At 53.1% G+C, this 17,385-nt stretch carries 20 protein-coding genes; 8 read left to right on the top strand and 12 right to left on the bottom strand.

The genetic code is table 11. The features are described from left to right. Nucleotides 1-3: 3 nt before the first annotated feature. Nucleotides 4-399 (bottom strand): 30S ribosomal protein S6, encoded by a 396-nt coding sequence (gene rpsF / locus HV213_RS26245; protein WP_004098001.1) that lies wholly within the window; start codon nucleotides 397-399, stop codon nucleotides 4-6. A gap of 340 nt (nucleotides 400-739) precedes the next feature. Between rpsF and HV213_RS26250 the strand changes: the two genes are divergently transcribed. Then, entirely contained in the window at nucleotides 740-1,015 is a 276-nt protein-coding gene (locus tag HV213_RS26250) for a YdgH/BhsA/McbA family protein (RefSeq protein WP_181483908.1), read from the top strand. A gap of 138 nt (nucleotides 1,016-1,153) precedes the next feature. Further along, nucleotides 1,154-2,347, top strand: a complete 1,194-nt coding sequence (locus tag HV213_RS26255; protein ID WP_181485216.1) for an MFS transporter — start codon at nucleotides 1,154-1,156, stop codon at nucleotides 2,345-2,347. A gap of 62 nt (nucleotides 2,348-2,409) precedes the next feature. Here HV213_RS26255 and HV213_RS26260 read toward each other — a convergent pair whose 3' ends face one another. The 6 genes from HV213_RS26260 to ulaA are packed head-to-tail and all read right to left on the bottom strand — an operon-like array spanning nucleotide 2,410 to nucleotide 6,818. Continuing rightward, a complete protein-coding gene (locus HV213_RS26260; protein ID WP_181483910.1) occupies nucleotides 2,410-3,096 on the bottom strand; it encodes an L-ribulose-5-phosphate 4-epimerase in 687 nt (228 codons plus the stop codon). Next, nucleotides 3,096-3,950: an L-ribulose-5-phosphate 3-epimerase UlaE gene (gene ulaE / locus HV213_RS26265; protein WP_181483911.1), complete on the bottom strand. Its 855-nt coding sequence runs from the start codon at nucleotides 3,948-3,950 to the stop codon at nucleotides 3,096-3,098. Before ulaE ends, HV213_RS26260 begins: the two co-directional genes overlap by 1 nt. Nucleotides 3,951-3,959: 9 nt before the next feature. After that, complete coding sequence (gene ulaD, locus HV213_RS26270; protein WP_110274456.1) at nucleotides 3,960-4,610, bottom strand: 3-keto-L-gulonate-6-phosphate decarboxylase UlaD; 651 nt, start codon at nucleotides 4,608-4,610, stop codon at nucleotides 3,960-3,962. A 12-nt stretch (nucleotides 4,611-4,622) separates the two neighbouring features. Next, entirely contained in the window at nucleotides 4,623-5,090 is a 468-nt protein-coding gene (gene ulaC, locus HV213_RS26275; RefSeq protein ID WP_181483912.1) for a PTS ascorbate transporter subunit IIA, read from the bottom strand. A gap of 9 nt (nucleotides 5,091-5,099) precedes the next feature. Then, the gene (gene ulaB / locus HV213_RS26280) at nucleotides 5,100-5,405 is read right to left on the bottom strand and encodes a PTS ascorbate transporter subunit IIB (protein ID WP_045439008.1); all 306 of its coding nucleotides are present in this window, start codon (nucleotides 5,403-5,405) and stop codon (nucleotides 5,100-5,102) included. A 12-nt stretch (nucleotides 5,406-5,417) separates the two neighbouring features. Continuing rightward, the gene (gene ulaA / locus HV213_RS26285) at nucleotides 5,418-6,818 is read right to left on the bottom strand and encodes a PTS ascorbate transporter subunit IIC (RefSeq protein ID WP_181483913.1); all 1,401 of its coding nucleotides are present in this window, start codon (nucleotides 6,816-6,818) and stop codon (nucleotides 5,418-5,420) included. Between the two features lie 365 nt (nucleotides 6,819-7,183). Between ulaA and ulaG the strand changes: the two genes are divergently transcribed. After that, entirely contained in the window at nucleotides 7,184-8,248 is a 1,065-nt protein-coding gene (gene ulaG / locus HV213_RS26290; protein WP_181483914.1) for an L-ascorbate 6-phosphate lactonase, read from the top strand. Between the two features lie 118 nt (nucleotides 8,249-8,366). Next, nucleotides 8,367-9,122 carry an HTH-type transcriptional regulator UlaR gene (gene ulaR / locus HV213_RS26295; RefSeq protein ID WP_142514473.1) on the top strand — a complete coding sequence of 252 codons (756 nt, stop codon included), beginning with the start codon at nucleotides 8,367-8,369 and terminating at the stop codon, nucleotides 9,120-9,122. On the opposite strand, the gene yjfP is transcribed toward ulaR, so the two are convergent. Next, nucleotides 9,119-9,835, bottom strand: coding sequence for an esterase (yjfP, locus tag HV213_RS26300; RefSeq protein ID WP_181483915.1), 717 nt, complete (start codon nucleotides 9,833-9,835; stop codon nucleotides 9,119-9,121). The two genes, ulaR and yjfP, sit on opposite strands and share 4 nt — an antisense overlap. A gap of 197 nt (nucleotides 9,836-10,032) precedes the next feature. Between yjfP and bsmA the strand changes: the two genes are divergently transcribed. The 3 genes from bsmA (at nucleotide 10,033) to HV213_RS26315 (ending at nucleotide 11,525) form a co-directional block, all read left to right on the top strand. Further along, a complete protein-coding gene (gene bsmA / locus HV213_RS26305) occupies nucleotides 10,033-10,341 on the top strand; it encodes a biofilm peroxide resistance protein BsmA (RefSeq protein WP_220022289.1) in 309 nt (102 codons plus the stop codon). 137 nt (nucleotides 10,342-10,478) lie between these two features. After that, nucleotides 10,479-10,754, top strand: coding sequence for a DUF1471 family protease activator YjfN (gene yjfN, locus HV213_RS26310; protein ID WP_181421806.1), 276 nt, complete (start codon nucleotides 10,479-10,481; stop codon nucleotides 10,752-10,754). 45 nt (nucleotides 10,755-10,799) lie between these two features. Beyond that, on the top strand, nucleotides 10,800-11,525 hold the full coding sequence (locus tag HV213_RS26315; protein ID WP_181483916.1) for a glycoside hydrolase family 25 protein: 726 nt from the start codon (nucleotides 10,800-10,802) through the stop codon (nucleotides 11,523-11,525). On the opposite strand, the gene HV213_RS26320 is transcribed toward HV213_RS26315, so the two are convergent. Further along, entirely contained in the window at nucleotides 11,522-13,144 is a 1,623-nt protein-coding gene (locus HV213_RS26320) for an isovaleryl-CoA dehydrogenase (RefSeq protein ID WP_181483917.1), read from the bottom strand. The genes HV213_RS26315 and HV213_RS26320 overlap by 4 nt on opposite strands. Before the next feature lie 105 nt (nucleotides 13,145-13,249). On the opposite strand from HV213_RS26320, the gene HV213_RS26325 reads away from it, so the two are divergent. Next, nucleotides 13,250-13,612, top strand: a complete 363-nt coding sequence (locus HV213_RS26325) for a hypothetical protein (protein ID WP_181483918.1) — start codon at nucleotides 13,250-13,252, stop codon at nucleotides 13,610-13,612. 36 nt (nucleotides 13,613-13,648) lie between these two features. Here the strand turns inward: HV213_RS26325 and rlmB are convergent, their stop codons facing one another. The 3 genes from rlmB to nsrR form a co-directional block, all read right to left on the bottom strand. Beyond that, entirely contained in the window at nucleotides 13,649-14,380 is a 732-nt protein-coding gene (rlmB, locus tag HV213_RS26330; protein ID WP_181483919.1) for a 23S rRNA (guanosine(2251)-2'-O)-methyltransferase RlmB, read from the bottom strand. Between the two features lie 89 nt (nucleotides 14,381-14,469). Beyond that, a complete protein-coding gene (rnr, locus tag HV213_RS26335) occupies nucleotides 14,470-16,917 on the bottom strand; it encodes a ribonuclease R (RefSeq protein WP_181483920.1) in 2,448 nt (815 codons plus the stop codon). Between the two features lie 37 nt (nucleotides 16,918-16,954). Further along, nucleotides 16,955-17,380, bottom strand: a complete 426-nt coding sequence (gene nsrR, locus HV213_RS26340; protein WP_110274468.1) for a nitric oxide-sensing transcriptional repressor NsrR — start codon at nucleotides 17,378-17,380, stop codon at nucleotides 16,955-16,957. Nucleotides 17,381-17,385 lie beyond the last annotated feature (5 nt).

Raw genomic sequence — 17,385 nt, forward strand, 5'->3', positions numbered from 1 at the left:
GGATTACTCTTCAGAATCCCCAGCTTCGGAATCATCTGCGGTTTCGTTTGCGAAATCTTCGCGACGCTCACGGCGCTCGTCTTTCGCTTTAACCATCGGAGATGCTTCGGTAACAGCGTGCTTAGTACGCATTACCATGCTGCGGATAACGGCGTCGTTGAAGCGGAAGTTAGTTTCCAGCTCATCGATCGCTTCCTGCGGGGCTTCAACGTTCAGCAGAACGTAGTGAGCTTTGTGCAGTTTGTTGATCGGATAAGCCAGCTGACGGCGGCCCCAGTCTTCCAGACGGTGGATCGTACCTTCTGCTGCAGTGATTGCACCAGTGTAACGTTCGATCATACCCGGAACCTGTTCGCTCTGGTCAGGATGGACCATAAAAACGATTTCGTAATGACGCATCGAATTGCTCCTTACGGATTATTCAGCCTCCTGTCTGGGTCAGCCGCGGCCCATGGAGGCAAGGAACGTGATTAAAGGGCGGCTGAAAAATTGACGCGTCATAATACGTGCGCAAGCGGTTTAAGACAAGTGAATTGCGTAGATAATTCGCACTAAGAGCAAAGTCACGCTAAACCAGTGATTTAAAATTCATCAATGACGGATGCGACAATTTTTTGAACAACTGCATCAGAAATGGTCGCGATACGCCCGGCAGACAGCAATTACACTTAGATCAGCAGCAATCCATAACCTAAAGGAACCGGGTTAACGTCAGGACTGTCAGTAAGGAGCGTAGAGTATGAAATATATCCTCATTACCATGATGGCTGCGCTTTTGCTGAGCGCCAACGCGCTGGCAGCCATCAAAATCGATGGGCGTCAGGCACGCAACATGGACGATGTGCAGAGCCTTGGCGTTATCTATATCAACCACAATATGGCCACTGAGCAAGAAGCCGATCGGGCGCTTAGCCAGCAGAGCGATGCCGAAGGAGCGAAATATTTTCAGCCGATCCTGCTCCATGAGCCAGGAAGCAATGGCCTGATTCATGCCAGTGCAGCTATTTACCGCTAACTCCCCGTCTTTTTGACTTCGCCTCCATTGCGGGGCGAAGTCTTAATGCGATTGCGCATTATTTCGTTTCCGGACTTATCAGAGTCACTATAACCTGATTTAATCAGCGTTTAACGGCATGATTATCCGGAGCGATTCATGGTCCCGCGCTTTGCGACGTTAAGTCGTATCCCAAAAGGGGTTTGGGTTCTTGGCGGCGTCAGCCTGCTGATGGATGTTTCATCAGAGATGATCCATAGCCTTCTTCCCCTGTTTATGGCGACTACGCTGGGTGCCAGCGTCATTATTATCGGCATTATCGAAGGCGTCGCAGAAGCCACCGCATTGATGCTAAAAGTCTTTTCCGGGGTAATTAGTGATTATGTGGGCAAGCGCAAGGGGCTGGCGCTGCTTGGCTATGGCCTGGGCGCGTTGAGCAAGGCGCTCTTCGCGATTGCGCCCACTTCCGGGATGGTATTTAGCGCGCGGATGCTCGACCGCATCGGCAAAGGAATACGCGGCGCGCCCAGGGATGCGCTGGTCGCCGACGTCACACCGCCGGAAATCCGTGGTGCCGCCTATGGTTTGCGCCAGGCGCTGGATACCATTGGCGCGTTCCTGGGGCCGCTGCTTGCGGTCGCGCTGATGTTTCTCTGGGATAATGATTTCCAGTCTATTTTCTGGGTCGCGGTAATTCCCGCCGTCCTCTCTATTGTCCTGTTGGGCTTTGGGTTAAAAGAGCCAAAAACGCCGGTCACCCAGAAACGAACTAACCCTTTGCGCCGCGAGAATTTACAAAAACTGTCTGCGGCCTACTGGTGGGTTGTGGCTATTGGCTCCACTTTTACCCTCGCCCGCTTCAGTGAAGCGTTCCTGGTTCTACGCGCCCAGCAGATGGAAATCCCGCTGTTCGCCATTCCGCTGGTGATGGTCGCGATGAACCTGGTTTACAGCCTGACCGCCTATCCATTCGGTAAATTATCGGACCGCGCAAGCCACAGCAAAATGCTGCAATGGGGCCTGCTGGTACTGATTGCTGCCGATATTGTGCTGGCCTTAAGCGGTCACTGGAGCACGCTGTTAGCGGGCGTGGCGCTGTGGGGCATTCATATGGGAATGACTCAAGGGTTGCTGGCAGCGATGGTAGCGCATACGGCACCGGCAGAACTGCGAGGCACAGCGTTCGGAATGTTCAACCTGATGAGCGGCGTTGCCCTGCTGCTGGCAAGCGCCGGGGCGGGCGTGCTGTGGGAAGTGTTCGGTGCCGCCTCAACATTTTACGCCGGAGCGATTCTCTGCGTGCTGACGCTAATTGGCATGCGTTGTATGCCGTCGGCTTATCAACAAAACTAAAAAGGCTCCGGAGCCAGACCGGTTGATTCATCATTACGATGAAAAGCTCCGGAGCACATACCTTACTTTTGCCCGTAATAGGCGTTTGGCCCATGTTTACGCATAAAGTGTTTGTCCATCAGCCAGCTATCGATGGGCTTCAGTTGCGGGTTAATCGCGCGGGCAATCCACGCCATTCTCGCTACCTCTTCCATCACTACTGCGTTATGCACCGCATCATGCGCATCTTTGCCCCAGGCAAACGGACCGTGCTGATAGACCACGATACCCGGCGTATGCAGAGGTTCGGCCTCGCCCAGCGTTTCGATGATGACGTGCCCGGTGTTCAGCTCATAGGCCTCTTCAACCTCCAGGGCACTTAATGCCCTGGTGCAGGGAATATCGCCAAAGAAGTAGTCCGCATGGGTCGTCCCTAGCGCGGGAATGGCTAACCCCGCCTGCGCCCAGGCCGTCGCATGAGTAGAGTGGGTATGCACCACGCCGCCAAGACTCGGATAGCGACGATACAGCGCCAGATGGGTGGAGGTATCAGAAGAAGGACGGTATTGGCCTTCTACGATATTACCGTCCATATCCACCACCACCATGTCGTCTACCTTCATGGTTTCATAAGCAACGCCGCTGGGTTTGATCGCCACTAGCCCGCGTTCGCGGTCAATAGCGCTGACGTTGCCCCAGGTAAAGGTCACCAGCCCGTAGCGCGGTAGATCCATGTTGGCTTCAAAAACCTGCTGTTTGAGCTTTTGCATTACGCCGCCTCCACCAGACCGGCGCTTGCCATGCGCGCCTTCACCCAATCGCGAGCCTTCGCCACTTCGAGCGCAGGGTCGTCAGTGGTCTCACTCCACATCTCAATCAGATACGGCCCGCAATAGCCGCTCTGCTTGAGGGTTTCGAAACAGCGCTCGAAATCGACAACCCCTTCACCAAACGGCACATTCTTAAATACACCGGGTTTGGTATCTTTCACATGCACCGCCACGATGTGCCCGATCCCCGCCTGGAGTTCCATCTGCACATCGTTATCCCACGCCGACAGGTTGCCGATATCGGGATAGAGCTGGAACCATGGGTTATTCAGGTAGTGCGCGTAGCCCAGCGCCTTGCTGATGGAGTTCATCAGCGGATAGTCCATAATTTCCATCGCCAGCGTCACCTGCGCGCGGCTTGCCATCTCGACGCTCTCTTTCAGTCCATCACGAAACCGACGACGCGTCTCGTTGTTGGCTTCCTGATAGTAAACGTCGTAACCGGCCAGTTGGATCACGCGAATGCCGACGTCCTGGGCGAACTGGATCGCTTTACGCATAATCTCCAGCCCCTGCGCACGTACTGCGTCGTCTTCACTGCCAAGCGGAAAGCGACGATGAGCACTCAGGCACATGGACGGAACGCGCACGCCAGTTTCAGCAATCGCGTTGACCAAAGCCAGACGCTGCTCGCGGCTCCAGTCGAGACGCGCCAGTCGGGCATCAGTTTCATCCACCGACATTTCGACGAAGTCAAAACCCAGCTTTTTCGCAAGCTTCAGCCGCTCCATCCAGCACTCCCCAGCGGGGAGCGCTTTTTCATAGATGCCGAGCGGAATTTGTTTCGACAGCATAGTTGCTCCTTAGCCCCAAAGCTGGGCAATAGAGCGTTTAAACTGACGCGCGGCTTCAACCGGCGAAGCGGCATCACGAATGCTACGACCAGCGATAAAGACGTGAATCGGAATGCCTTTGAACAACGGCAGATCTTCCAGCGCCAGGCCGCCGGTGACGGTAACCTTAAAGCCCATATCAGACAGGCGCTTGATGGCGCTGATGTCCGCCTCGCCCCACGCCACGCCTGCGGCCTGTGCATCGCGACTGCGGTGATACACAACCTGCCCGATACCCGCGTCGCGCCACTCCTGCGCCTGCTCCCAGGTCCAGTATCCGGTCAGTTCGATCTGCACATCGCCGTTAAACTCTTTCGCCACATCCAGCGCGCCTTTGGTGGTGTTGATATCCGCACAGCAGATCACGGTCACCCAGTCAGCATTGGCTTCAAAACACATACGGGAGAGAATTTTGCCCGCATCGGCGATTTTGGCATCCGCCAGCACGATTTTATGCGGATACAGCGCTTTCAGGTCGCGAACCGCACGAACGCCTTCGGCGACGCAAAGAATGGTGCCGACTTCAATAATGTCCACTTCATCAGCAATCAGGCGCGTCGTTTCATATGCAGAAGACATTGATTGGTTATCCAGCGCAACCTGCAACATAGGTAATGACATTTGATATTCCTTTTAAACAGCCGCCGCAGTGGCGTTATCAATTAAATCCAGCACTTCCTGCGCGGTGCGGCAGGCGCGTAAACGGTCAAAATTAGCTTCATCTTCAAACAGGTTGACGATTTGCATGATGCCCACTTCCTGATGGGTGTTGGCATCGACCGCCGCCATCGTTATCAGGATATCGACCGGGTCGTTATCTTCGTGGTTAAAGACCAGCGGCGTTTTCAGCGTCACCAACGCAAAACCAGTTTTCTTCACGCCCTCTTCCGGGCGCCCGTGCGGCATCGCCAGGCCCGGCGCAATCACAAAGTACGGGCCAAATTGTTCAACCCCATCAAGAATGGCCTGATAGTAACGAGGCTCGACCACGTCAGCCTTAACCAACAGATCAACGCTCAGTTTTACCGCTTCCCGCCAGGTGCTGGCGTCGGCCTGTAAGAGGATCGAGTTATTTTCCGCCAGTGAATCGCGTAATTTCATGGTGCGTCCTTACTTCACGTCCTGCGGGAAATGTTCTTTGATCACTTCCAGCAGCTTCGGACCAAAGTCAGCAGGCGATAGCATGTTGCGCACGCCAACCACATATTTGTTGCCGGAGACAGTGATCTCCCCGGCGATATGGGTGGAGGCGATGATGATGTCTGCTCCGCTTAATTCGCTTTTGTATTCACCTACCGCGCAGCTATTCACCGTGTGATCGATATTTGACTGGGTCAAAAACTGGTCCACTTTCATTTTCATGATCATGGAACTGCCTTGCCCGTTGCCACATACAGCCAGGATACGTACGGTCATAGTCAAAACTCCTTATTGAGCAGAAGCATCTGCCAGTTGTTTTTCCGCATCTTCTTCAGCACGCAGCGTGCGTCCTGCGAAGAACATATAAGCCAGTGAAATCAGAATAATAACGGCCATAAATGCGATGCCGACGGAGGCGAAGCCTTGCATCATCGGTGGCGCCAGGATGGACCAGTCCGCCATGCCCATCCAGGCGCTCATGCCCGTCAGCTTCACAGCCCAAACGCAGCCGAAGATCTCTATCATGCCCATCACCAGGCAAATCTTGAGCGCCGCGCGCCAGCCGCCAAAGTGGTTAGCAAACACGCCAATGGTAGCGTTAGAGAAGAACATCGGGATAAAGCCTGGAATGATCAGAATGGAAGAACCGACGCCCACCAGAATACCAACAGCGATCAGTTGACCGATGGTGCCCCACATAAATCCCCAGACCACGGCGTTCGGTGCAAAGCTATAAATCGCCGCGCAGTCAATCGCCAGTACGGCGCCAGGGATCAAGCGCTGAGAGATGCCGTTGAAGGCTTCAGAGAGCTCGGCGACAAACATACGCACGCCCTGAGTGATGATGAAAATAGCGACGGCGAACGAGAAGCCGGTTTGCAGGATATAGACCGTCCAGTGGGTTTTACCCGCCATCGCCTGCACCGTGTCAATGCCGAAGGAGAGCAGGATCGCGCCGAAGAAAACCGTCATTACAATGGCCGTGGAAACGATATTGTCGTGGAAGATGTTCAGCCAGCCCGGCAGCTTAAGATCCTCAACGCTCTCTTCTTTTTTCCCCAGATATGGCGCGACTTTATAGGCAATCCACGAAGCGAACTGCTGCTGGTGGCCAATCGAGAAGCCGCAGCCGTCGGTCACTTCCTGGGTCGGTTTGTACATCATGTTGGAGGTGATCCCCCAATACAGGGAGACCAGGACCGCCGTGCAGATAATGGTTGTCCACATCGAATAACCGAAGATGTAGAACGAAACCGCAATCAGCCCCGCCTGCTGAAACATGATGTGTCCGGTGAGCATGATGGTGCGAATACCGGTAATGCGCCTCAGCAGGACGTAACAGATATTCAGCGCCAGCGCTAACAGTACCGCATAGCCGACCCAGCTATAGGCATCGCCCATACGCTCAATGGTTGCCATCATCGAAGCGTAGGTATCGGAAATCGCCCCGTTGATGCCGTAAACCTCAGACATCTTCGCGACGACCGGCTTGAAGGTGCTGGTCAAAATGCCGGAACCCGCCTGCAATAACATAAAACCGATAATGGTTTTAATCGTCCCTTTGACAATAACGCTGGCGCTTTTACGTAACAGGATGTAGCCCAGACACGTCACGATACCCAGCAGCAGCGGGGCATTGGTCATGACCTGGTTAAAGAAAACGGTAAAGATGTTGTAGAGAATCTCCATAACACGCTCCAGAAGGTGAAAGCTCTGAACGTACATTACGCCCAGGGTTTGTTGTTGCGATCACTCTAATAATCAAAAATAATCACAACAAGATTATATTTGATTAAATGTGACGCACGCCGCAAATAATTATTCAATCTGTACACGAATTAATTCTCATTTATCAAAATCAAAAATTAACCCATTAAAATCAACACAATAATAAATAACTAGGTCAATAAAGAAAGCCTAACATCACCTGAGTCGCCCTTTTACATCCCTGCAAAGCGTAAAATTCAGGATTGCATTCCTGAACAAACGATGGCAGCATTCTTCAAAACAAATCACAATGTGATTACTTTTGACAACATGTGAGGGAAAGCGCAATGAGTAAAGTACAAACCATCACCCGCGAATCATGGATCCTGAACACCTTCCCTGAGTGGGGTAGCTGGCTGAATGAAGAAATTGAACAAGAGCAGGTTGCACCTGGTACCTTTGCCATGTGGTGGTTGGGTTGTACGGGCATCTGGCTGAAATCAGAAGGCGGGGCCAATATCTGTGTCGATTTCTGGTGCGGTACGGGCAAACAAAGCCATGGCAATCCGCTGATGAAAACAGGCCATCAGATGCAGCGCATGGCAGGCGTCAAGAAACTCCAGCCAAATCTGCGCACCACCCCGTTCGTACTCGATCCGTTCGCTATTCGCCAGATTGACGCCGTTCTGTCTACGCACGATCACAACGATCATATCGACGTTAACGTTGCCGCCGCGGTGATGCAGAATTGCGCCGATAACGTACCATTTATCGGCCCGCAAACTTGTGTTGATCTGTGGATCGGCTGGGGCGTGCCGAAAGAGCGCTGCATCGTGATGAAACCGGGCGATGTGGTCAAAGTGAAAGACGTTGAAATCCATGCGCTTGATGCCTTTGACCGTACCGCACTGATTACCCTGCCAGCGGATCAAAAAGCGGCGGGCGTACTGCCAGATGGCATGGATCAACGCGCGGTGAACTACCTGTTCAAGACGCCGGGTGGCAACCTGTATCACAGCGGCGATTCACACTATTCCAACTACTACGCTAAGCACGGAAACGAACATCAAATTGACGTCGCGCTGGGTTCCTATGGTGAGAACCCACGCGGTATTACCGACAAAATGACCAGCGCTGATATCCTGCGCATGGCTGAGTCGCTGAACACCAAAGTCGTCATCCCGTTCCATCACGATATCTGGTCAAACTTCCAGGCTGACCCGCAGGAAATCCGCGTCTTGTGGGAAATGAAGAAAGACCGTCTGAAATATGGCTTTAAGCCTTTCATCTGGCAGGTTGGCGGGAAATTCACCTGGCCGCTGGATAAGGATAATTTCGAGTACCACTATCCACGCGGATTCGACGACTGCTTCACCATGGAACCGGACCTGCCGTTTAAGTCCTTCCTGTAACACTTCTCCGGCGAGCGGTAATCGTTGACCGCCCGCCGGAAATTATCCCCGTCGGCATTAGTATTTTCACCTGATTTCAAATATCATCTTTGCTTATCACTTTTAATCGGATTTGCTCATGACGGAAGCGCAAAGACATCAAATTTTACTGGATTTGCTGGCACAAACGGGATTTGTCACCGTGGAGCAGGTGATTTCCCGGCTAGGAATTTCGCCAGCGACGGCACGACGCGATATCAATAAACTCGACGAAAGCGGCAAGCTGAAAAAAGTTCGCAACGGTGCGGAAGCTATCAGTGAGCAGCGCCCGCGCTGGTCGCCTATGAATATTCACCAGGCGCAAAACCACGATGAGAAAGTGCGCATTGCGCGCGCGGCTTCGCAGTTGGTTAACCCTGGCGAAAGCATCGTTATCAACTGCGGCTCTACCGCATTCCTGCTGGGCCAGGAACTGTGCGGAAAGCCGGTACAAATCATCACTAACTACCTGCCTCTGGCCAACTATCTGATCGATCAAGAACATGACAGCGTCATCATTATGGGCGGGCAGTATAACCGCAGCCACTCTATCACTCTGAGCCCACAAGGTAGCGATAATAGCCTGTATGCCGGGCACTGGATGTTTACCAGCGGCAAAGGGCTGACCGCCGAAGGGCTCTACAAAACCGATATGCTGACGGCAATGGCGGAGCAAAAAATGCTTAACGTCGTCGGTAAACTCGCGGTGCTGGTCGATAGCAGCAAAGTTGGCGAGCGTGCCGGAATGTTATTCAGCCAGGCCGCGCAAATCGACCTGGTGATTACCGGCAGGCAGGCGGATGAAGCGATCCTCAAGCAGCTTGAAGATCAGGGCGTTCAGGTGATTCGCGTTTAAAGATGACGCTGAAAGAACGCCACCGTCGCCGCTAATGCCTCAGGCGTAATGCGGTGACGGACGCCTTTCTGCCAGATACAAGTCAAATTGTCGGCCTGGTTGTTTTGCTGCAATGAGCGCTGAAGGCGGAACGTTTCGCCTGGCGGTACCACATCATCTTCGTCACCGTGCCAAAGCAACAGCGGTCGGCTGGCAAGTGTATCTAGCTGCTCGCTAACGTCCCACTCGGCCAGTTGTTTTACGTAAAAATCGGGCGACGGGAATAGGTTCTGCGAAAGCGAACTGAAATAGCCAGACCCCATCAGGCAGGCCACGCTTTTCAACTCTGGGTGATGGGTCATAATGCCCAGCGCCGTCATTCCGCCCATTGATGCCCCGGCGACCGCCAGTCTATCGTCAGCAAGCCACCCTTGCTCGCGAATCGCCTCCCGCAGCGCCGGGAACTCAACAAAATTCTGCATCAGGATCGGCCAAAACCGCTGCATCCTGCCTTGTTCATCGCCGAGATAGCGCGCACCGTGTTCTGCAGCATCTGGCATTATCACCCGAAACCCGGCTTCTGCTAACGCGACAGCAAAATAGCTGTACACCAGCTTAGAAGACGTGAAACCATGATAAAAGACGATACACGGCAACGGTTTATCGGCCGCGTTCTGTGGATATGCATGCAGAATCTCCCCGCCCGCGAGGCTACGCATTTCTAGTGCAATCATTTATCGTCTCCTTTCTCTATAGTGATGTAGTGTTATTGAGCACGAAACTCGTTCGCGCATGATTCATAATGTTGAGAACCCGGTTACGCTTTCAGAATATTTTCATTCGAAAATCGCGTCCGAGATAACAATTTGGGAACATTCCCCGGAAATGACATTCAGGCTACCACTACACTATGACTATCAGGAAACGAGATATGGTTATGCGTAGGTTTACACCATGGTTACTGGCTATCGTCTTGACTGGCTGTAGTGCCTTACAAGGAACGCCAGAAGCACCACCGCCCGCAACCGACCATCCGCAAGAGATCCAGCGTAACCAAACGACGGGTCTACAAAAGATGGGCACGGTGAGCGTATTAATGTACGGCTCACCGATGGATGTAGAAGCTGCGTTAAAGGTCAAAGCAGAGAAGGCGAAAGCGGATTACTACGTCATCATCATGATTGATGACACGATGGTTCCCGGCCAGTGGTATTCGCAAGCGATTCTCTACCGTAAATAGCGGTTAATCTTTAAACGAGCTTTACACTGCTTTGCGCCCATTCACGTTTTCCTGTGCATAATAACGTTCGGCCAGCTGTAACCTGGCAGGACGTTAGCAACGGACTGCCCTCAGGACTACGTAAAATGGAGCTGACGATGAAACGATCTTTTACCCTACCCAGCCTAATGCTGACCTCGGCAACGGCCAATACCTCCGCGCAGTCAGCGGAATTTGCCAGTGCGGATTGCGTAACAGGCCTCAATGAAATTGGCCTGATTTGCGTTAACAACATCTCCGGTAGCCAGCAGGATGTTGAACATGCCATCGCCGTACAGGCCGATGAGCAAGGTGCATCCTGGTATCGCATCGTCCAGATGTATGAAGAGCAACAACCGGATAACTGGCGGGTGCAGGCCATTCTTTATGCCTGAATGTGCTAGCATGCGTTCGTGTTTCATTTCTCATGGCAGGAAGTCATGTTTACCCAGGGACGAAAGATCATTTGGTTGCTGCTGGCGTTAACGCTATTCGCCGGACTGACCAGAATTGCCTTCTATGAAGGCTGGCTCCGCTTTAATTACCCTTCTCGTCAAACGTTCCCAATCCAGGGAATTGATGTTTCCCATCACCAGCAAGCCATTGACTGGGCGCAGCTCAAAAAACAAAACATTCAATTCGCCTTTATCAAAGCAACGGAAGGCGAGAGCTTTAAAGATAGCGCTTTTGATGCCAACTGGCGTAACGCCCGCAAGCAAGGCATTATCACCGGCGCCTACCATTTCTTTACTTTTTGTAAATCCGGTATTGCGCAGGCGGGCAACTTTATCGCCACTGTCCCCGTCAGCCCTCACGCGCTGCCGCCGGTGCTGGATCTGGAATACGGGGGTAACTGTATGCCTCAGAGCCACCAACAAATCGTTGCTGAAGTGCGGGCCATGACCGCCATGCTGGAGACGGTTTATCAGCAAAAAGTCATTCTTTATGCCACCCGCGAATTTTATGACGACCACCTACAGAATGAATTTAGCGATAATCCGTTGTGGATCCGTGATATCTGGCGCCAGCCCAGGCTGGAAAGTTCGCGCCAATGGGTCTTCTGGCAGTTCGCTAATCGTGGTCGTCTTGCTGGAATAGACGCCTTTGTGGATTTGAATGTGTTTCAGGGCAGCGACAAACAATTTACCGCCCTGCTCCATCCCTAGAAGGCTCCGCCGGTCGCCCGGCTCAATACTTCACTTAGCATCGGCTCGCTAAGCAACAATCCGCCGCGCGCGTCGAGCATCATACGACACCAGGCTTCAGCCGTCGGTGGTGAAGCATAGCGCAATACCTGCGCGCCCACGCCCAGCATATAGACCAGTTGGGTTATCTCCCTGGCCTGTCCTTCCGCTGGTCGCCGTAACCACTGTTGCAATTGCCGCCATGAGCGATCGAAATGACGATTTTGCCCTTTCACTTCCGCACATTCCACCGCCAGAAGTTCCAGCGCCGCCGGTTGCTTCGTCAGAACGCGCATCACGTCCAGACACATGATATTGCCCGAGCCTTCCCAGATGCTATTGACCGGCATTTCGCGATATAAGCGCGGTAGTTCACTCTCTTCACAGTAGCCAGCCCCACCCAAGACCTCCATCGCCTCCGCGACAAACGGAATCCCGGATTTGCAGACCACAAACTTCGCCGCTGGAGTGAATAGCCTTGCCCACAGCGCGTCCTGCACATCGTCACGCCTATCCCATGCACGCGCGAGGCGGAACAAAAAGGCGGTTTGCCCCTCAAGCCGCAATGCCATTTGCCCCAGAACCTGGCGCATCATTGGCTGATCAACCAGATTTTTTCCAAATGCCTGACGTTGCAGCGCATGGTACAGCGCGACTGAGTAAGCCCGGCGCATCAACGCGTGACTGCCCAGCGCGCAATCGAAGCGGGTCATGCCGCCCATTTTGAGGATTTGCCGGACGCCATCTCCCTCTTCCCCGACCAGCCAACCGCAGGCATCAAAAAACTCAACTTCACTACTGGCATTCGCACGGTTACCTAATTTGTCTTTCAGCCTTTCCAGACGAATACCGTTACGCTGTCCGTCGGGCAACAGGCGCGGGACAAAAAAGCAGGAAAGACCCTCTGGTGCCTGGGCTAATATCAGATGGGCATCGCTTTGCGGTACTGAGAAAAACCATTTGTGCCCAATCAGATGATAAAAGCCTCCGGCCGTTTTTTCCGCCCGGGTGGTATTGCTCAATACATCAGACCCACCCTGCTTTTCAGTCATTCCCATCCCAATAAGCAGCCCGCGTTTCTGGTTACCCGGCACAAGATGTGGATCGTAACGATCGCTCAATAATGGCGATAACCAGTCGCTAAATAGTGTCGGCAGCGAACGCTGCAATAGCGGAGTGGCGGCGAAGGTCATGGTGATGGGGCATAAGGTTCCTGCTTCCACCTGCGCATGCAGCATAAAGCGAGCTGCGCGGGCAACGAAGGAACCATCACGAGCCTCTTTCTGCCAGGCAAGATTATGTACCTGGTTAGCGCACAACCCCTGCATCAGCAGATGCCATGCGGGATGGAAGCGCACATCATCAAGGCGCGAACCTGTTGCGTCGTAACGCAGAAGCTCCGGCGGATTGCTGTTTGCCAGGCGCCCAAGCTCCAAAGACTCTGCGGTTCCCAGCTGCTGACCGATACTCGCCAGCAGGTCACCGTCCCAGCCAGCGCCTTCGCGCACCACCGCTTCACGCAAAGCGGTATCTGACAGGAATAAGTTGCTGTTACAAAGTGGAGTGGGCTGATTGAATACGGTGTGAGTTTGCCAGTGCATTGTGTTTCCCTCCTTCAATGGCTCTATCCATAAGTATGGACAACGGCGCACTTTCCGTCATAGAACTCTGTTATAAAGTGTTCTCACAATCAGAAAGGGAATTTCATGATTCATTTAATTATTGAAGACCGGGAAAACGCACTGAACTATATTCCGCTTATTCGTCGCCATCTTCCCCATCTCGCCATTAACGCAATCAAACATAACCTGAACACTTCAGGTTATGTCACTTCATTTGATGAAGACAAAATCTGCGATGACATACTGGAAGAACAGAGTCCGATTGGTGACTTTCTAAACCTAATAAAAACATTACAGAATAGTGGCGCACAGATTAAATTCATCGAGCAAACAGATGAAGAATCGGGTGATGAATTACCTTTGAACCAGTTGTTAAACTATGTAGAGAGAGCTCGAGAAATTGCCAACCAGATAGAGCGAGAGAATGAACTGATAATAAGGGGATAAGCCACTCCAAAGAATGACTTACCCGGGGAAAAGAGATTAACTGCGCTGGCGCACCGCTTCAAACAGACAAATCCCGGTCGCGACGGACACGTTCAGCGACGAAACGCTGCCAGCCATTGGAATACTGATTAACTCATCGCAATGTTCGCGGGTCAGGCGACGCATACCTTCGCCTTCCGCTCCCATTACCAGCGCCATCGGACCGGTCATCTTGCTCTGGAACAGAGTGTGGTCGGCTTCGCCAGCGGTACCCACGATCCAGACGTTCTCTTCCTGCAGCAGCCGCATGGTACGCGCGAGGTTAGTAACGCGGATAAGCGGAACGTTTTCTGCCGCCCCGCAGGCGACTTTTTTCGCCGTCGCATTGAGCTGCGCGGAGCGATCTCTCGGCACAATCACCGCGTGCACGCCAGCGGCATCGGCACTACGTAAGCAGGCGCCGAGGTTATGTGGATCGGTCACACCGTCGAGGATCAAGAAGAATGGCTGCTCGAGAGAAGCGATCAGATCCGGCAGATCGTTCTCCTGATACTGGCGCCCAGGCTTCACGCGAGCAATAATCCCCTGATGAACAGCACCTTCGCTTTTCTCATCAAGATACTGGCGGTTGGCAACCTGAATCACCACTCCCTGAGCCTCCAGGGCATGGATCAGCGGCAGCAAGCGCTTATCCTCACGGCCTTTCAGAATAAAGACTTCCTGAAAACGCTCAGGAGCGCGTTCCAGCAGTGCCTGCACCGCGTGGATGCCGTAAATCATTTCACTCATTTATGTACTCGTTTTAGGTTCTGTTAGCCGTTCCCTTCACCCAGACGTTCTCCGCTACATTAGACGGAATCAGGATGAAGGGAATCCAATCACTCAGCGATTTTCTTTTTCGCCGCGCGCTTGGCTTTGGTCGCCGCAGCGATTTTTTGGGTTTTCACCGACGGTTTCTTCGCTTTTTTCTCGCCTTTTGGCTGAGCAGCCTTCGGTTGAGATTTGCCTTTCTCTTTGCGGAATGCGCTATCTGGCTCAAAGTTCACTTGCTTTCCTGCCTGACGACGACGCCCGGAGGATTTGCCTGCGGCACCCTTTTTCGCCTTCTCACGCTCAGTTTTACCCACGTTGCGCGGAGCGCGCTCGCTGGAGATAAGCGAGAAGTCAATCTTACGTTCGTCCATATTGACCGCCTCAACACGCACTTCTACGCGATCGCCCAGACGATAAGTCTGACCACCGGACTCGCCGATCAGCCGCTGACCCACCTGGTCGAAACGATAGTAGTCATTATCGAGCGAAGAGACGTGCACCAGACCATCAATAAACAGCTCATCCAGACGCACGAAGAAACCAAAACCGGTCACGCTGGCGATCACGCCTTTAAAGACGTTACCTACCTGATCCAACATGAAATCACACTTCAGCCAGTCCGACACATCGCGGGTGGCTTCGTCAGCACGGCGTTCAGTCATTGAACAGTGAGCACCCAGTTGCAGCATCTCGTCCATGCTGTAGTGCCAACCACCGGTCTCAGTGCTGTTGCCTTTATGCCCCTGCTCTTTCGCCAGCAGATACTTGATAGCGCGATGCAGCGACAGATCCGGGTAGCGACGAATCGGCGAAGTGAAGTGAGCGTAAGATTGCAGCGCGAGGCCAAAGTGACCGCGATTTTCCGGGTCGTACACTGCCTGTTTCATCGACCGCAGCAGCATGGTTTGCAGCATTTCCGCATCTGGTCGATCGGCGATCGACGTCAGCAGTTCGGCATAATCACGCGGCTCCGGCTTATTACCACCAGGCAGTTCAAGTCCAAGCTCTGCAAGAACTGAACGGAATGCGGTGATCGCCTCCGTACTCGGCTTATCGTGAATACGGAACAGCGCCGGTTCTTCAGCTTTCTCCACAAAGCGCGCAGCGGAAATGTTCGCCAGAATCATGCACTCTTCAATCAGCTTATGCGCGTCGTTACGCTGAGTTTGCTCGATACGCTCAATGCGGCGTTCAGCATTGAAGATGAATTTAGCTTCTTCACTTTCAAATGAGATGCCGCCGCGCTCTTCACGAGCAACATCCAGCACCTTGTAGAGGTTATGGAGCTCTTCAATATGCTTAACCAGCGGCGCATACTGCTCACGCAGGTCCTGATCGCCCTGCAGCATATGCCAGACCTTGGTGTAGGTCAGGCGAGCATGGGAACTCATCACCGCTTCGTAGAATTTGAAGCCGGTCAGACGGCCTTTTGATGAAATCGTCATCTCGCAAACCATACAGAGCCTGTCGACCTGAGGATTCAGCGAGCACAGACCGTTGGAAAGCACTTCCGGCAGCATCGGGACGACCTGAGATGGGAAGTAGACCGAGGTACCACGGCTGCGTGCTTCACCATCCAGCGGCGTACCAGGACGCACGTAGTAGCTCACATCAGCAATGGCCACCCACAGACGCCAGCCGCCGCCGCGTTTCTTCTCGCAGTATACGGCGTCATCAAAGTCGCGAGCATCTTCGCCATCAATGGTGACCAACGGCAGATTACGTAAATCAACACGTCCAGCCTTCGCCTCTTCCGGCACCTGTTCTTTCAGACTTGAAACCTGTTTTTCCACCTCTGGCGGCCAGACATGGGGGATCTCATGGGTACGCAGGGCCATATCGACCGCCATTCCGGTTCCCATGTTATCGCCCAGCACTTCGACGATTTTCCCCACCGCTTTGGTGCGGCGGGTTGGGCGCTGAGTGAGCTCAACCACGACCACAAACCCCATGCGCGCGCCCATCACTGCTTCCGGCGGAATCAGGATGTCGAAACTTAAGCGGCTGTCATCGGGAACGACAAAGCCCACACCCGCCTCGGTAAAGTAGCGGCCGACGATCTGCCCGGTTTTTGGTACCAGGACACGAACGATACGAGCCTCCCGGCGGCCTTTACGGTCCGCACCCAGAGGCTGTGCCAGCACCTGATCGCCATGAATACAGGTTTTCATCTGTTCAGATGATAAATAAAGATCATCTTTACGGCCTTCGACGCGCAGGAAGCCATAGCCATCGCGATGACCGATAACTATGCCTTTCAGCAGATCGAGACGCTCAGGCAGCGCATAGCACTGGCGACGAGTGAAGACCAGTTGACCATCACGTTCCATTGCGCGCAGTCGACGGCGCAATGCTTCTTGTTGTTCTTCGCCTTCGATATTCAGCTCTATTGCCAGCTCATCACGGCTGGCCGGTTTTTCGCGTTTTGCTAAATGATCGAGGATGAATTCCCGGCTTGGGATTGGATTGGCGTACTTTTCAGTTTCGCGGTCCAGGAAAGGATCTTGTGACATGTCGGTTCCTCCGTTGTCATCTCCAGTGAAGTTTACGTCACTCCACCAGTAATAATTTATAAAGTGGTTGATTCTTTTCAACCAAATCGGCCAACGTGTAGTTATCTAGTTCCTTAAGAAAACTTTGTGTGGCTTCTGCAAGCGCCTGCTTCAGGCGGCAGGCGGGTGTAATATGGCAAAATTCGCTGCTGCAATTGACCAACGATAACGGCTCCAAATCGCGGACAACATCGCCGACTCGAATCGTGTTTGCCGGTTTGCCAAGGCGAATTCCGCCGTTCTTTCCCCGTACTGCCGTGACGTAGCCGACACGACTTAACTGATTGATTATTTTTACCATATGATTACGAGAGACACCGTAAACCTCCGTGACTTCGGAGATACTGGTCATCCTTCCATCCGGCAACGAGGCCATATATATCAGCGCACGTAATCCGTAATCAGTGAAACTCGTTAACTGCACAATCA

The organism is Klebsiella sp. RHBSTW-00484, assembly GCF_013705725.1.
Classification (GTDB): domain Bacteria; phylum Pseudomonadota; class Gammaproteobacteria; order Enterobacterales; family Enterobacteriaceae; genus Klebsiella.

What these genes read in the sequence shown, in the direction of transcription:
- yjfP (WP_181483915.1), bottom strand. Translation starts at nt 9,835, where the DNA reads ATGATTGCACTAGAAATGCGTAGCCTCGCGGGCGGGGAGATTCTGCAT.
- HV213_RS26320 (WP_181483917.1), bottom strand. Translation starts at nt 13,144, where the DNA reads ATGCACTGGCAAACTCACACCGTATTCAATCAGCCCACTCCACTTTGT.
- HV213_RS26315 (WP_181483916.1), top strand. Translation starts at nt 10,800, where the DNA reads ATGTTTACCCAGGGACGAAAGATCATTTGGTTGCTGCTGGCGTTAACG.
- ulaG (WP_181483914.1), top strand. Translation starts at nt 7,184, where the DNA reads ATGAGTAAAGTACAAACCATCACCCGCGAATCATGGATCCTGAACACC.
- HV213_RS26255 (WP_181485216.1), top strand. Translation starts at nt 1,154, where the DNA reads ATGGTCCCGCGCTTTGCGACGTTAAGTCGTATCCCAAAAGGGGTTTGG.
- ulaA (WP_181483913.1), bottom strand. Translation starts at nt 6,818, where the DNA reads ATGGAGATTCTCTACAACATCTTTACCGTTTTCTTTAACCAGGTCATG.
- rnr (WP_181483920.1), bottom strand. Translation starts at nt 16,917, where the DNA reads ATGTCACAAGATCCTTTCCTGGACCGCGAAACTGAAAAGTACGCCAAT.
- ulaR (WP_142514473.1), top strand. Translation starts at nt 8,367, where the DNA reads ATGACGGAAGCGCAAAGACATCAAATTTTACTGGATTTGCTGGCACAA.
- rpsF (WP_004098001.1), bottom strand. Translation starts at nt 399, where the DNA reads ATGCGTCATTACGAAATCGTTTTTATGGTCCATCCTGACCAGAGCGAA.
- ulaE (WP_181483911.1), bottom strand. Translation starts at nt 3,950, where the DNA reads ATGCTGTCGAAACAAATTCCGCTCGGCATCTATGAAAAAGCGCTCCCC.
- ulaD (WP_110274456.1), bottom strand. Translation starts at nt 4,610, where the DNA reads ATGTCATTACCTATGTTGCAGGTTGCGCTGGATAACCAATCAATGTCT.
- HV213_RS26250 (WP_181483908.1), top strand. Translation starts at nt 740, where the DNA reads ATGAAATATATCCTCATTACCATGATGGCTGCGCTTTTGCTGAGCGCC.
- rlmB (WP_181483919.1), bottom strand. Translation starts at nt 14,380, where the DNA reads ATGAGTGAAATGATTTACGGCATCCACGCGGTGCAGGCACTGCTGGAA.
- ulaC (WP_181483912.1), bottom strand. Translation starts at nt 5,090, where the DNA reads ATGAAATTACGCGATTCACTGGCGGAAAATAACTCGATCCTCTTACAG.
- HV213_RS26260 (WP_181483910.1), bottom strand. Translation starts at nt 3,096, where the DNA reads ATGCAAAAGCTCAAACAGCAGGTTTTTGAAGCCAACATGGATCTACCG.
- HV213_RS26325 (WP_181483918.1), top strand. Translation starts at nt 13,250, where the DNA reads ATGATTCATTTAATTATTGAAGACCGGGAAAACGCACTGAACTATATT.
- yjfN (WP_181421806.1), top strand. Translation starts at nt 10,479, where the DNA reads ATGAAACGATCTTTTACCCTACCCAGCCTAATGCTGACCTCGGCAACG.
- bsmA (WP_220022289.1), top strand. Translation starts at nt 10,033, where the DNA reads ATGGTTATGCGTAGGTTTACACCATGGTTACTGGCTATCGTCTTGACT.
- ulaB (WP_045439008.1), bottom strand. Translation starts at nt 5,405, where the DNA reads ATGACCGTACGTATCCTGGCTGTATGTGGCAACGGGCAAGGCAGTTCC.